Genomic DNA, 14,717 nt, shown 5'->3' on the forward strand with positions numbered 1-14,717 from the left:
CGTTGAAAAAAACTTTGTTTTTTGTGTATAATGCCAAGTCAGATATTTGGAATAAGTATCTTGATATTTTTCATAAAACTATGAGTCCGACTACATATTCATGTGACCTTTGTAGTCTTACTCATGGTAATTTTTCAGAAAAAAAAGTATGGAAAGATTTTAGAGAAAATTCTGATCATGAATTCGTGTTTATGTATAAAGATGAGTTTTTAGGCACGATTTCAAGCCTAGAACGCAAAAATCTTATTTTTCCAATCATTTTTCAAAAACATGGAGAAAATATTGATTTATTATTTGATTCTGAAAAGTTATCGTCTTTAAATTCTGTAGAGGAATTAATAGAATCTTTAAAAAAGAAAATAAGCTAAGATTTTTTTAGCTGCGAATTAATTTCTGCTATGTAGTTAAGTACATCTTCTTTCCCCAACCCAGAAGAAGATGAGGTGATAAAATAATTAGGCATTTCTTCCCAGTATTTGAGCATTTCTTCAGTATACGCACTTATTTGATTGGGTAACTTATTTTTTGAAAGCTTATCAGCTTTTGTGAAAATAATAGAAAATGGTATTTGATTTTCACCCAGCCATTGCATAAACTCAAGATCTATTTTTTGTGGTTCATGACGACAATCTACTAATACAAAGGCATTAACTAATTGTACTCGTTTTGAGAAGTACGCCGTAATAAATTTCTGAAATACTTTTTTTGAAGATTTTGATACTCTGGCATATCCATACCCTGGTAAATCAACTAAAAACCAAGTTTTATTAATGATAAAATGATTAATTAGTTGTGTTTTTCCTGGTCTTCCAGAGGTTTTAGCAAGGCTCTTCCGGCTGGTAAGCATATTGATCAATGAGGATTTGCCAACATTAGATCTGCCTATAAATGCATATTCAGGGAGTTTGTCCTTAGGGCATTTAGCAACATCACTATTGCTCATTACAAATTCAGCGCTACTAATCTTCATTGTATCAATTATGATTAGAAGTTACGTTCTTGTAACCAATTGTATAGTAATTGGTTAAATTCTTCTGGATGTTCCATCATAGCAGCATGACCACATTTGTCAATCCAATACAAGTCAGAGTCAGGTAATAAACGATTAAAATCATCTGCAACTTCTGGAGGGGTGACATTGTCATTTTTTCCCCAAATAATACAAGTTGGAGTATTCATTTTTGGTAAGTCTTTTGCCATGTTATGTCGAATAGCGCTCTTGGCAATAGCAAGAGTTCTGATTAACTTATTTCGATCATTAACAGTAGCGTATACTTCATCTACAATTTCTTTGGTAGCAATTTCGGCATCATAAAATACATTTTCAGCTTTAGCTTTGATATATTCATAATCACCTCGTTTAGGGTAGCTTTCACCCATGGCACTTTCATAAAGGCCAGAACTTCCGGTTATAATCAGACCTTTTACTTTTTCAGGAAACATTTTGGTGCATAAAAGAGCAATATGTCCTCCTAGAGAGTTCCCTAAAAGTATAACTTCTTTATCACCATATCCTAAGTGGTCTATAAAATCTTTAAGGTACCTGGCATAAGTACTAACTTTTGTTTTTAGCAAAGGTAAAGTGTATACAGGGAGTTCTGGAATCAGTACCTTATACCCATGTTCAGGGAAGTAAGAACCAACACCTTCAAAATTACTCAAACCACCCATCAGTCCATGTAAAATAATGATTGGTGTGCCTTTTCCTAAATCTAGATAACTAAATTTTCCGTCTTTTTTTAATTCGTGCTTCATTAATACTTCTTACAAGAATTAAAAGCAAATATAGCATTTTCATAATTAGTTTTGGGTTTTTTTATTAATACTACAGAATGAATTTTTATATTTTTTTTTTAGATCGATTATTTCTATCTCAAATTAGGTCAGAGCAAGAATTTACAAGTGTTTCCGTAGTGTGCTGATAAACAAAATCTTAAAGTTTTTGGCCGTTACGAGTTTACTGTTTAGAAGACAACTTATTAACAATGTGGTAAATTGTGGTAAAAAGTGGTAATTTTTTCAATATATTTGACTAATTAAACGTTTAGGGAAGTAAAAGTGGTAAATCTAATCGGTACATACGAGTGTAAGGCAGACGCTAAGGGACGTCTAATGATGCCTGTGGCTTTTAAGAAGCAACTCTCGCCTGTGTTACAAGATGGATTTGTATTAAAAAGAGCCGTTTTTCAATCTTGTTTGGAGTTGTATCCGATGGAAGAGTGGAATCTTTTAATGCAAAAAATGAATAAACTCAACCGCTTTAAAAAGAAAAACAATGATTTTATCAGAAAGTTTACTGCAGGTGTAAAAGTAGTAGAAATTGATGCAGCTGGTCGTCTTTTGATTCCAAAAGATCTAGTTGATTTTGCTGGAATTACTAAAGACTTAGTGTTGTCATCTGCTGTGAATATTATAGAGATTTGGGACAAAGATCAATATGAAAAGGCAATTGATGATGCAGCTGTAGATTTTGCAGATTTGGCAGAAGAAGTAATGGGGTTTGATGACGAAATAGATAATGATTAATAGAGGTTAAAACGCTTATTCTAATAAAGAGTAGTAGACGTTTAACTTTTGTTTAAGCTATTAGAAACTAGAAAAGAAGAGATGGAAGAGATGGAATATCATAACCCGGTTTTACTTAAAGAAACTGTAGATGGTCTGGCGGTAAAGCCAAATGGAATCTATGTCGATGTGACATTTGGGGGAGGAGGTCATTCTAGTGAAATTCTGAAACGATTAGGACCAGAAGGGAAATTATTTGCTTTTGATCAGGATCAGGATGCTTTGGGAAATGCAATTGATGATGATCGATTTACTTTAATAAATGAAAACTTTAGATTCATTAAACGATTCCTTCGATTCTACGGAGTTAAAAAAGTAGATGGGATTTTGGGGGATTTTGGGGTTTCTTCACATCAATTTGATGTAGCAGATAGGGGCTTTTCTACTAGGTTTGAAGCAGATCTGGATATGAGGATGAATCAAAGTGGAGAAATATCAGCTTATCATGTAATCAATGAATATGATGAATCTGACCTAAGAGTAATGTTTCTACAATATGGAGAATTGCGAAATGCTCCTAAGTTAGCAAGAGCAATAGTTGGAGCTAGAAAAGAAGGGAACTTAAAAACCAGCGTAGAGCTAAAAGAAGTTCTAAAGCCGTTTTTGCCAAAGCATAAAGAACATAAAATACTAGCTCAGATATATCAAGCGATTAGAATCGAAGTAAATCAAGAGATTGAAGCTCTTAAGGAATTTTTAATACAAACAACAGAGCTTTTGGACCCTAAAGGAAGGGTTAGTTTGATTTCGTATCATTCTCTAGAAGATAGATTGGTAAAGAGATTTATACGTGGCGGGATGTTTGAAGGAGAGCCAGAAAAAGATCTGTATGGGAATGTATCGGTGCCTTTTAAAAAAGTAGGAGGATTGATAGTTCCGGGAGAAGAAGAAATTAAGGAAAATAATAGGGCACGAAGTGCAAAACTGAGAATAGCTGAAAGAATTTGAAGCAAACAATTTATGACATATTAAAAGGTAAGTTTCTTATTGCAGATGATGCAATGAAGAATTGGAGGATGTTATTGTTTCTTTCTTTTTTGGCAATAATAATGATTGCAAGTTCTCATAATGCAGAGAGTAAAGTGCATGAGATTGCTAGATTGAATAATGAAGTTAGAGAGTTAAGAACACATTTTGTAGATGGAAAGACCGAATTAATGAGATTGAAGATGGAGTCATCAATAATAAAAAAGATGACACAAAAAGGATTAAAACGTCCTGAAAGACCTCCTAGAAAAATAATAGTAAAAAACTAAACTGTTGGCAATAAAAGAAAAAAACATATTAAACCGGTTGTATTTCATAGCAGCGTGTATGTTCGTCTTTGCAATAGCAGTATTGGCCAAGTTAGTGAATATACAGTTTGTAGAAGGAGATATGTATCGCCAGAAAGCTCAGGAGCGAGTTTTTAAAACTTTTGATATACCTGCAAATCGAGGTAATTTGTATGATAGCAAAGGGAACCTTTTGGCAACATCTGTCCCTAAATATGATATACGATTTGATGCACTGGCAGTAAATGATAAAGATTTTAGAGCGCATATTAAGCCACTTTGTACAGCATTATCCAAAGAATTTGGGAAACCAGTTTCATATTATGATAAGATTATAAGAACAGCAAGAGCTAATAAGAATAGATACTTGTTGCTACGAAGAAATTTAGGGTATTCTCAGTATATGAGGGTCAAAAAGTTTCCTTTGTTCGAATTTGGAGCCAATCGAGGAGGGTTAATAGTAGAACAACGCACAGTAAGAGAGCATCCTATAGGAAAGATAGCTGAACGTACTGTAGGGTATGAAAGAAGAGATGAGCAAGGGTATTATACCAGAGTAGGTTTAGAAGGAGCTTATGGGCCATTTTTAAGAGGGAAAGAAGGAAAACGAAAAAAACAAAAGATAGCAAAGAATCAATGGAAACCCATAGGGGATGCAAATGAAGTAGAGCCGCAAGATGGGTATGATGTTGTTTCTACCATTGATGTAAATATACAAGATATAGCGCATCACGCATTACTAGCTCAACTTGAAATATTTGAAGCAGAGCATGGTACTGTAGTCGTTATGGAAACTAAAACGGGAGAAATAAAAGCCATCTCTAATCTAGGACGTACTAATGCAGGAAAATATTATGAAAAACTAAATTATGCTGTTGGAGAATCTCATGAACCGGGGTCTACATTTAAATTGATGACAATGGTTGCAGCTTTAGAGGATAGAGTAATTGATTCAAGTTATGTAGTAGATACAGAAAATGGTCGTGTAAAATTTTATGATAGAATTGTGAAAGATTCAAAATGGGGAGGATACGGAAAAATATCTGTAGCAAAAGCATTTGAGTTATCATCGAATACTGCTTTCGCTAAAATGATTAATGAAAACTATAAAGATAATCCGAGAAAATTTGTAGATCGGTTAATTAATATGGGGCTTGGAGAAACACTTGGATTGGCAATTAAAGGAGAAGGGAAGCCTAAAATCCCTTATCCAGGAGATAAAGATTGGTATGGGACTACATTGCCATGGATGGCACATGGTTATGGTGTTGCAATTACTCCATTACAAACATTAGTTTTTTATAACGCAATCGCTAATGATGGCGAAATGGTAAAGCCCAGATTTATTAAAGAAGTGAAAACTTGGGATAAAACCAGAGAGCGATTTGATAAAGAAATTCTTAATCCAACAATATGTTCTAAAGAAACCGCAAAAATTGTTCAGGAGATGATGGAAAATGTGGTTAAGAGAGGAACAGCAGACAATATTCGTACTGAGAATTTTGGTATTGCAGGCAAGACAGGTACATGTTGGGGGAATTACGGAAGAGATAAAGAACGTGAATATATATCATCTTTTGCTGGCTATTTTCCTTCTGATAAACCTATATACTCTTGTATTGTAGTGATTCATAAACCAAATAAGAAAAAAGGATATTATGGTAGCGAGGTTGCTGCTCCAGTCTTTAAAACCATTGCCACAAAAATATATAATGATATACCAGTGATTGATGAGGTGTCTTATGCTGTTGTAGAGAGTAATTCAGTGGTTAATAGTTATGAAAAGTATTATCAGAATGCTCAAAAATACAAAACTATAATGCCTAATGTAACTGGTATGCCGGCAATGGATGTAATCTCTCTTTTAGAAAATATGGGGCTGAAAGTCGAATTAAAAGGATCGGGAAGAGTGAAAAAACAATCTATAAAGCCAGGAACTAAAGTGAAGATAAACCAAACAGTGAGATTAGAATTATCGTGATAGAGTTAAAAGACATTCTATATAAGGTAGCGATTAACGCCGTAGTTGGTAATACAACAATGAGCGTTAATAAGATTGAATTCGACTCAAGGAAAGTTGAACAGGATGATGTGTTCGTAGCTATCAGGGGTTCTATTTCTGATGGTCATGATTATATAGGAAAAGCTGTTGATCAGGGAGCCTTGGTTGTGATCTGCGAAAAGGCACCAAGTATTGTAGTTAGTGGTGTAACCTATGTAGAGGTTGAAGATACACAATCTGCATTGGCAATCATGGCATCTAATTATTATGATTCTCCTTCGGGAAATTTAAAATTAGTTGGGGTGACTGGTACCAATGGTAAAACAACGATAGCAACTTTACTATATCAACTTTTTAAGAAAGCTGGATTTAAAGTGGGGTTGTTGTCTACAGTAAAAGTTGTAGTAGATACCAAAGTGTATAATGCGACACATACTACTCCGGATTCTTTAGCTATCAACTACTACCTCAATGAAATGAATATTGCAGGAGTAGAATACTGTTTTATGGAGGTTAGCTCCCATGGAATACACCAAAAACGTACTGAAGGATTAGAGTTTGCTGGAGGGGTTTTTACAAACCTATCTCATGATCATTTAGATTACCATAATACATTCAAAGAATATCGTGATGTAAAGAAAGTGTTTTTTGATAATCTACCATCAAAAGCATTTGCACTAGTAAATAAGGATGATAAGAACGGAAGTTTTATGGTTCAAAATACTAAAGCAAAACAACATAGCTATGCCCTAAAATCCTATGCAGACTATAGAGGTCAAATTTTAGAGAGTAGTCTAGAAGGATTATTGCTAAAGTTAAATGACCATGAAGTTTGGGCAAAACTAATAGGTAGCTTTAATGCGTATAATCTACTGGCAATTTTTGGTACAGCCGAATTATTAGGGCTCGAAACCTTAGAGACTCTTCAACTGCTAAGTGATTTGCAAAGTGTAAGCGGTAGGTTTCAATATTTGATCTCTGATAAAAAAATTACTGCAATAGTTGATTATGCACATACACCTGATGCATTGAAAAATGTGTTAGAGACCATTAATGATATTCGAACCAATAATGAAACACTGATTACAGTTGTAGGATGTGGTGGAGATAGGGATAAAATGAAACGTCCTGTGATGGGGAACATTGCAGCAAAACTTAGTAATAAAACAATTTTTACGAGTGATAATCCCAGAACAGAAAATCCAGATCAAATTATAGAAGATATTGAGAAAGGAGTAGAACCTCAGGATTATAAAAAAACACTGGCAATTACAGATAGAAAACAAGCTATTAAAACAGCATGCCAATTAGCGAATAAAGATGATATCATTCTAATTGCGGGTAAAGGGCATGAAACCTATCAGGAAATTAATGGAGAGCGGACTGATTTTAATGATTTTGAAATTGTCAAACAAGAACTAAAGAAACTAAATAAATAAATCCTTTGCTCTCTTAAAAAAGAGTAAAAGGTAGTAACCTATGCTATACTATCTATTCGAATATTTGGAAAGCGAATACCAGTTCCCCGGGGCGACGTTGTTTCAGTTTATCACTTTTAGGGCAGCAATGGCAATTATTTTATCGCTATTGATCTCTACAATTTATGGTAAACGAATCATAAATTTTCTTAGAAAGAAACAGATGGGAGAAAGTATTCGCGAACTTGGTCTTGATGGTCAGGCTGAAAAAGCTGGTACGCCAACCATGGGAGGAATCATTATTATTTTGGCAACTCTGGTTCCTGTATTGTTGTTTGCTAAACTGGATAATATATATGTGATCTTATTGATCATTACCACATTGTGGATGGGGGTTATAGGTTTTACAGATGATTACCTAAAAATAAAAAGAAAAGATAAAGAAGGACTGGCAGGAAAATTCAAGATAATAGGACAAGTCGGACTTGGACTTATTGTAGGATGTACAATGTACTTTCATAATGATATTACTATCAAAGAAGAAAAAGTAAAATCAGAAACAGAGCAAATTGTAAATGCAGGAGAAGAGGTGTCAGATTTTAATCCGGCTATAAAATCTACAAAAACTACGATACCTTTTTTTAAGAACAATGAGTTTGACTATTCAGATTTGATAACATGGATTAGTCCCGAAATGGAAAAATATGCTTGGTTAATTTTTATACCTATTGTTATTTTTATTGTTACAGCGGTATCAAATGGAGCGAATCTCACAGATGGGATTGATGGTCTTGCAGCAGGTTCATCTGCAATAATGGTATTAACATTAGCTCTTTTTGCATGGGTGTCGGGTAATATTATTTTTTCAGATTATCTCAATGTGATGTATATCCCAAATTCTGGAGAAATGACCATCTATATTACTGCATTTGCAGGGGCATTAGTAGGGTTTCTATGGTATAATACGTATCCGGCTCAAGTGTTTATGGGGGATACAGGCAGCCTTACTATAGGAGGGATAATAGCAGTAATAGCAATCGCAATACGTAAAGAGTTTTTGATACCAGTTGTATGTGGCATCTTTTTTATTGAAACCGTATCAGTAATGATGCAGGTGAGTTGGTTTAAATATACCAAAAAGAGGCATGGAGAAGGAAGAAGAATTTTTCTAATGTCCCCATTGCACCATCACTATCAAAAAAAGGGGATTCATGAAAGTAAGATTGTTACTAGATTTTGGATTGTCGGCATTTTTTTGGCGATCATAGCAGTGATCACGCTTAAAGTGAGATAAGTAGATTGAAGATATGCGATTTTGGATTAACGATTTATGAAAGAAGTATTAAAAAATAGAACAAAAGCATTTGCAATTGATTGTTGGAATTTATGTAGAAAGTTTCCTGTAACAAGAGAATATGATGCCTATTGTAGACAATTAATTAGGTGTTCTAGTTCTGTTGGGGCAAATTATAGAGCGGCTTGTCGGGCAAAATCAAATGCTGATTTCATAAACAAATTGAAAATAGTTGAAGAAGAGGCTGATGAGAGTATGTATTTTTTGGAAATCTTTTTAGAAATATCTGAAAAAGAACATCAGGGAATAAAAAGATTGTTAAAAGAAGCTGACGAGTTATTATCAATAGTTGTTGCTTCAATCAAAACAATGAGAAATCGTAAATCGTGAATCGTAATTCAAAAATAAAAAAACGACTTGTCGTTTTAGGAGCAGGAGAAAGTGGAGTAGGAACTGCTATTCTGGGTAAAAAAGAAGGATTCGATGTCTTTGTTTCAGATAAGGGAACAATTACAGATCAATATAAAGAAGTTCTTAGAAATTTTGAAATTGAATGGGAAGAACAACAGCATACAGAAGTTAAAATTCTGAATGCAGATATCGTTATGAAAAGCCCCGGAATTCCTGATAAAGTAGCATTAATAGCGAAACTACATGAAAAAGGAATTCGTGTAGTGTCTGAGATAGAATTCGCTGTAAAGTACACAGCCGCTCAGATTGTGGGTATTACCGGGAGTAATGGAAAAACTACAACTACAATGCTTACACATTATGTGCTTCAGCATGGTGGTTTAGAAGTTAATATGGCTGGTAATATAGGAGATAGTTTTGCAAAACAAGTAGCAGAAAATGATGCTCCTTTTTATGTGCTTGAGCTAAGTAGTTTTCAGCTAGATGGAATAGAGGATTTTGCTCCGCATATTGCTGTTCTTACTAATATTACTCCGGATCATTTGGATCGATATGAACACCAATTTGAGAACTATATAGCGTCAAAATTCAGAATTGCAATGAATCAAAATGAAAATGATTATTTCATCTATGATGCAGACGATACAGTAATAACAGAATATTTAAAACAACATCCCGTTCGTTCAAGATTGTTGCCTTTTTCATTGACCAAAAAGGTAGAAAATGGAGCGTATTTAGAAGAAGAAAACATAACAATAATAATAGATAACAACAAAGTAATCATGCCAACAACAAATTTAGCATTAAAAGGAAATCACAATGTGAAAAACGCTATGGCCGCCGCTACAGTATCACAATTGTTAAAAATTAGAAAAGCAACCATTAGAGAATGCCTGGAAAACTTTCATGGAGTAGAGCATAGACTAGAAAGCGTATTGAAAATTAATAATGTACAATACATTAATGATTCTAAGGCGACAAATGTAAATGCTACGTTTTATGCTTTAGACGCTATGAAATCAGCAACTGTTTGGATTGTTGGTGGAGTAGATAAAGGAAATGACTACACAGAATTGTATTCGCTGGTTAATGAAAAAGTAAAAGCTATTATTTGTTTAGGAGTAGATAACTCCAAGATTATTAATGCATTTGGAAATTGTGTTGATAATATTGTGGAAACACAATCAATGAAAGAAGCTGTAAATATAGCATATAAAATAGCTGAGAGAAACGAAAACGTACTGTTGTCTCCAGCATGTGCAAGTTTTGATTTATTTAAAAACTACGAAGAAAGAGGAAGGCAATTTAAAGAAGCAGTAAGAGAATTGTAATAAAAAACACAAGAAATTAATAGTAAGAATGACTAAAGTATTAGCAAATATAAAAGGGGATAAGGCGATCTGGGCGGTAGCAGCTTTGTTGGCATTGTTTTCGTTTTTACCCGTATATAGTGCTAGTAGTAATTTGGCATATTTGTATGGAGGTGATGGAGATACTTTTAGTTTTTTGGTTAAACATTTTGCACATCTCGTTTTAGGTTTTTTGATCATGTATGGTGTACATAAGATACCTCACCATTATTTTAAAGGACTTTCTATTATTATGATACCAATGGTGATTATATTATTATTAATCACATTGGCACAGAATACGACGGGTGGAGGGACGAACGCAAGCAGATGGATTCGTTTGCCATTTGTTGGTGTAGGTTTTCAGCCTTCTACTCTAGCAGCGGTAGTTTTAATGGCTTATGTAGCTAGATATCTTTCAAAAATTAAAGATAAAGCCGTTACTTTTAAAGAAACATTATTGCCATTGTGGCTACCTGTGTTTTTGGTATTAATGTTGATTCTGCCTGCTAATTTTTCTACTGCGGCGATCATATTTTCTATGGTTATTGTTTTAGTATTTCTGGGGGGATACCCGCTAAAATATATTTCGGTGATCTTGGGGACTGGATTTTTGATACTTACTTTTTTCATTTTGTTTGCAAAAGCATTTCCGGGAGTTTTTCCAAACAGAGTAGATACCTGGGTGAGTAGAATAGAAAACTTTGCCGATGATAAAGATACACAAGAAGATTATCAGATAGAACGCGCAAAAATTGCAATTGCCAGAGGAGGAGTAATTGGTACTGGCCCTGGTAAAAGTGTACAGAGGAACTTTTTGCCACAATCATCATCAGATTTTATTTATGCAATTATTATTGAAGAATGGGGTTTTGTTGGAGGAGTTTTTCTAATGTTATTATACATATTGTTGTTGCTCAGATTAGTGATTGTAGCTCATAAAAGCGCAGATGTTTTTGGTAAGTTGTTGGTTATGGGGGTTGGACTGCCTATTGTTTTTCAAGCATTTATAAATATGGCTGTTGCTGTAGAGTTATTTCCTGTAACAGGACAAACACTCCCACTTATTAGTAGTGGTGGAACATCAATATGGATGACTTGCCTGGCAATTGGTATTGTATTAAGTGTAAGTAGTAAAAGAGAAACTAGTATAGAAGAAGAACGAATAAAAGAAAAAGAAGAAAACCCTTTAGAGGTTTTGAGTGAAGTTTTATGAGCAAAAAGCTAAGAGTCATATTATCAGGAGGAGGCACAGGAGGACATATTTATCCTGCAATAGCTATTGCTAATGAAATAATGGATAGATATCCAGATGCTTCTATTTTGTTTGTAGGAGCAAAGGATCGCATGGAGATGCAAAAAGTGCCACAAGCTGGATATGAAATTGTGGGATTGTGGATTAGTGGTATTCAGAGAAAATTAACGTGGAGTAATTTGTTATTTCCTATAAAGCTGTTAAGTAGTCTGTGGAGATCCAGAAAAATCATAAAAAAAATTAACCCTGATATAGTTATAGGAACCGGAGGATTTGCAAGCGGACCATTATTAAAAATGGCAAATTCAAAAAAGATTCCAACGGTGCTTCAAGAGCAAAATTCGTTTCCAGGAATTACCAATAAATGGTTATCGAAAGGAGCGCATAAGATTTGTGTTGCTTATGACAATATGGAAAAGTTTTTTCCGAAAAGTAAAATCATAAAAACAGGAAATCCTGTCCGTCAGGATTTACTAAAAACCAAAGAAAAGAGAGGTCAGGCAATTGTAAAATATAATCTTGATCCGGAAAAGAAAACGGTTTTGATTATTGGTGGGAGTCTAGGGGCAAGAAGAATTAATCAATTAATCGAAAAAGAACTTGGTTTTTTTGCAGGAAAAGAGGTACAGTTACTCTGGCAGTGTGGTAAACTATATTATTCAGATTATAAAGGATATACTGATCAAAAAGATGTGCAAGTGCATGAGTTTTTGGATACCATGGATTTGGCATATGCAGCTGCAGATGTTATTATATCAAGAGCAGGTGCAAGTTCGGTTTCAGAACTATGTATTGTCGCTAAACCAACATTGTTTATCCCTTCGCCAAATGTAGCCGAAGATCACCAAACTAAAAATGCTAAGGCAATTGTAGATAAAGGCGGAGCTGTAATGTTAAAGGAGAATGAATTAGATAAGAAGTTTCAGGATACCATTTTAGAATTATTGGATTCTGAAGATGTGCAAATAAAACTTTCTGAAGGAATAAAAAAATTGGCGTTGCCCAATGCTACCTCAGATATAGTAGATGAGATTGAAAAATTAATGCAAAATAAAGCAGCAAGAAATTAGAAGTATATAATGAACAAAGGTTTAGAGAACATACAGAATATATATTTTATCGGTATCGGTGGTATCGGTATGAGTGCTCTTGCCAGATATTTTAAATTCCTAGGCAAAAATGTGGCGGGATATGATAGGACTCCTAGTCAAATTACTTCTGATTTAATAGCATTAGAAATTCCGATTCATTTTGAAGATAACGTTGATAGTATTCCTAAGGCATTTTTGAATACTGAGAATACGTTAATCGTATATACTCCTGCTATTCCAAAAGATCATAAAGAATATGTGTATGTGCAGAACAATGGGTTTTTGATCAAGAAGAGAGCAGAAGTTTTAGGGATTATTACAAAAGATGTATACACACTTGCGGTAGCAGGAACACATGGTAAGACCACGACCACTGCAATTCTTGCACATTTGCTTAAAGAAAGTGGAGCAAAAGTGACTGCTTTTTTGGGAGGGATAAGTGAAAATTATAATTCTAACCTTGTGTTAGAAGGAAATGAAGTAGTTGTAGTAGAAGCTGATGAATTTGATAGATCATTTTTACAATTATATCCAGATATAGCAGGAATTACTTCGATGGATGCAGATCATCTGGATATTTATGAAAAAGCCAATGCATTAGAAGAATCTTTTGTCGAATTTTCTTCAAGAGCAAAGGATCATCTTTTGGTTCGTAATGGATTACCTCTTTCGGGCATCACTTTTGGGATAGAAGATGATTCAGATTATTGCGCTCAAAATATAAAAATAGATAATGGGACATATGTTTTTGATTTAAAAACACCACATGAACGTATTACAGATTTGCATTTAGACCTGCCAGGTAGACACAACTTGTTAAATGCTATTACAGCCTTTGCCATAGCGATGCTTTACGGCTCCCCGACCGGACCTTTGGCAAAGGCTTTATTTTCTTTTAAAGGGGTACAAAGAAGATTTAGTTACCAGATTAAAACAGATGATCTGGTGTATGTAGATGATTATGCGCATCACCCCACAGAGATTAATGCGCTGCATCAGGCGGTAAGAGAGATGCATCCTGGGAAAAAGATACTAGCTGTTTTTCAACCACATTTATATAGCAGAACAAGGGATTTTGCTTCAGATTTTGCACAAAGTCTTAGTCAATTTGACCAATTACTGCTTTTGGATATCTATCCGGCGAGAGAATTACCTATAGCAGGTATAACCTCGGATTGGTTGTTAAATATGGTAGATGCTAAAGATAAAAAACTGATACAAAAAGATAATTTGGTAGAAGCAATAGTAGATAGTAATGCCGAAGTAGTGTTAACTATTGGAGCAGGAGATATTGGAGAAGAAGTATATCGTATAAAGGAAGCTTTGTTAGTATGAAAAGAAGGATGTTGACATATTTAAAATTTAGCGGTCTGCTCATTTTAATGGTAGTTCTTTTTGCTTTTGCCAGTAAGCGTAATGAGCAACGAAAGATTAATGAAGTACTTATAGAATTTGTTGAAGAACAAGATCCTTACGTGAATGAAGTAACGGTTAATAAATTGTTAATACAAAATCAAGGTAGAGTTACGAACGTGGGTAAAGAAATTTTAGTTTTGAATACTGTAGAGCAAAAGCTCGATGCGCATAAAATGATTGAGCATTCTGATGTGTATCTTACTGTAAATGGAGAACTTAGGGCGAGAATCAAGCAACGCACCCCAATTGCTAGGGTTAATGCGGTTACTCCTTTTTATGTTGATGTTACGGGAAATACGATGCCTTTGTCTGATAGTTATTCGGCACATGTGCCAATAGTACATAATGTATCAGAACGAGAAGTTATTCAAGTTTTTCCTTTATTAAAAAAAATTCAGGAAGATGAATTTTTAAAAAAACATGTTGTAGGGGTTTATCTTAATGTTGAAGGAAATTATGAACTAGAGTTACGAGTGTACTCGTTTAAATTGGTTTTTGGGAAAATAGAAAATTTAGAGAATAAGATTAAAAACTTTAAGGCATTTTATCAAAAAGCATTAAGAGATAAAAGTCTTGAAAAATATAAAAAAGTCAGTTTGCAATTTAGTAATCAAGTGGTGTGTACAATAAAATAATACCAAT

15 protein-coding genes are annotated in these 14,717 nt (G+C 34.2%); 13 read left to right on the forward strand and 2 right to left on the reverse strand.

The window, feature by feature from the left end:
* The first annotated feature begins 2 nt into the window (after positions 1 to 2).
* Entirely contained in the window at positions 3 to 368 is a 366-nt protein-coding gene (locus ATE84_RS08300) for a GTPase (protein WP_101447523.1), read from the forward strand.
* On the opposite strand, the gene yihA is transcribed toward ATE84_RS08300, so the two are convergent.
* Together yihA and ATE84_RS08310 are read right to left on the reverse strand one after the other, a co-directional pair.
* Positions 365 to 970, reverse strand: coding sequence for a ribosome biogenesis GTP-binding protein YihA/YsxC (yihA, locus tag ATE84_RS08305; protein ID WP_101447525.1), 606 nt, complete (start codon positions 968 to 970; stop codon positions 365 to 367). The two genes, ATE84_RS08300 and yihA, sit on opposite strands and share 4 nt — an antisense overlap.
* 14 nt (positions 971 to 984) lie before the next feature.
* Positions 985 to 1,755, reverse strand: coding sequence for an alpha/beta fold hydrolase (locus ATE84_RS08310; RefSeq protein ID WP_101447526.1), 771 nt, complete (start codon positions 1,753 to 1,755; stop codon positions 985 to 987).
* 303 nt (positions 1,756 to 2,058) lie between these two features.
* Between ATE84_RS08310 and mraZ the strand changes: the two genes are divergently transcribed.
* The 12 genes from mraZ to ATE84_RS08370 all read left to right on the forward strand — a co-directional run bounded on the left by mraZ (position 2,059) and on the right by ATE84_RS08370 (position 14,710).
* Positions 2,059 to 2,526 carry a division/cell wall cluster transcriptional repressor MraZ gene (gene mraZ, locus ATE84_RS08315; protein ID WP_101447527.1) on the forward strand — a complete coding sequence of 156 codons (468 nt, stop codon included), beginning with the start codon at positions 2,059 to 2,061 and terminating at the stop codon, positions 2,524 to 2,526.
* A 90-nt stretch (positions 2,527 to 2,616) separates the two neighbouring features.
* Positions 2,617 to 3,513: a 16S rRNA (cytosine(1402)-N(4))-methyltransferase RsmH gene (rsmH, locus tag ATE84_RS08320; RefSeq protein ID WP_101450928.1), complete on the forward strand. Its 897-nt coding sequence runs from the start codon at positions 2,617 to 2,619 to the stop codon at positions 3,511 to 3,513.
* Complete coding sequence (locus ATE84_RS08325) at positions 3,510 to 3,821, forward strand: FtsL-like putative cell division protein (protein ID WP_101447528.1); 312 nt, start codon at positions 3,510 to 3,512, stop codon at positions 3,819 to 3,821. The genes rsmH and ATE84_RS08325 overlap by 4 nt, the downstream gene beginning before the upstream one ends.
* Positions 3,822 to 3,825: 4 nt before the next feature.
* Positions 3,826 to 5,820 (forward strand): penicillin-binding protein, encoded by a 1,995-nt coding sequence (locus tag ATE84_RS08330; protein WP_199176864.1) that lies wholly within the window; start codon positions 3,826 to 3,828, stop codon positions 5,818 to 5,820.
* Positions 5,817 to 7,280 carry a UDP-N-acetylmuramoyl-L-alanyl-D-glutamate--2,6-diaminopimelate ligase gene (locus ATE84_RS08335; RefSeq protein ID WP_101447530.1) on the forward strand — a complete coding sequence of 488 codons (1,464 nt, stop codon included), beginning with the start codon at positions 5,817 to 5,819 and terminating at the stop codon, positions 7,278 to 7,280. The genes ATE84_RS08330 and ATE84_RS08335 overlap by 4 nt, the downstream gene beginning before the upstream one ends.
* A gap of 40 nt (positions 7,281 to 7,320) precedes the next feature.
* Complete coding sequence (mraY, locus tag ATE84_RS08340; RefSeq protein ID WP_101447531.1) at positions 7,321 to 8,553, forward strand: phospho-N-acetylmuramoyl-pentapeptide-transferase; 1,233 nt, start codon at positions 7,321 to 7,323, stop codon at positions 8,551 to 8,553.
* 36 nt (positions 8,554 to 8,589) lie between these two features.
* The gene (locus ATE84_RS08345; protein WP_101447532.1) at positions 8,590 to 8,943 is read left to right on the forward strand and encodes a four helix bundle protein; all 354 of its coding nucleotides are present in this window, start codon (positions 8,590 to 8,592) and stop codon (positions 8,941 to 8,943) included.
* A gap of 14 nt (positions 8,944 to 8,957) precedes the next feature.
* Positions 8,958 to 10,295: a UDP-N-acetylmuramoyl-L-alanine--D-glutamate ligase gene (murD, locus tag ATE84_RS08350; RefSeq protein ID WP_101450930.1), complete on the forward strand. Its 1,338-nt coding sequence runs from the start codon at positions 8,958 to 8,960 to the stop codon at positions 10,293 to 10,295.
* Positions 10,296 to 10,323: 28 nt separating this feature from the next.
* Positions 10,324 to 11,529 (forward strand): FtsW/RodA/SpoVE family cell cycle protein, encoded by a 1,206-nt coding sequence (locus ATE84_RS08355; RefSeq protein ID WP_101447533.1) that lies wholly within the window; start codon positions 10,324 to 10,326, stop codon positions 11,527 to 11,529.
* Entirely contained in the window at positions 11,526 to 12,638 is a 1,113-nt protein-coding gene (gene murG / locus ATE84_RS08360) for an undecaprenyldiphospho-muramoylpentapeptide beta-N-acetylglucosaminyltransferase (RefSeq protein ID WP_101447534.1), read from the forward strand. The genes ATE84_RS08355 and murG overlap by 4 nt, the downstream gene beginning before the upstream one ends.
* A gap of 9 nt (positions 12,639 to 12,647) precedes the next feature.
* A complete protein-coding gene (gene murC / locus ATE84_RS08365; RefSeq protein ID WP_101447535.1) occupies positions 12,648 to 13,994 on the forward strand; it encodes a UDP-N-acetylmuramate--L-alanine ligase in 1,347 nt (448 codons plus the stop codon).
* Positions 13,991 to 14,710 carry a cell division protein FtsQ/DivIB gene (locus ATE84_RS08370; protein WP_233195770.1) on the forward strand — a complete coding sequence of 240 codons (720 nt, stop codon included), beginning with the start codon at positions 13,991 to 13,993 and terminating at the stop codon, positions 14,708 to 14,710. Before murC ends, ATE84_RS08370 begins: the two co-directional genes overlap by 4 nt.
* The last annotated feature ends 7 nt before the right edge of the window (positions 14,711 to 14,717 follow it).

The sequence above is a fragment of the Aquimarina sp. MAR_2010_214 genome (assembly GCF_002846555.1).
Taxonomy (GTDB): Bacteria; Bacteroidota; Bacteroidia; order Flavobacteriales; family Flavobacteriaceae; genus Aquimarina.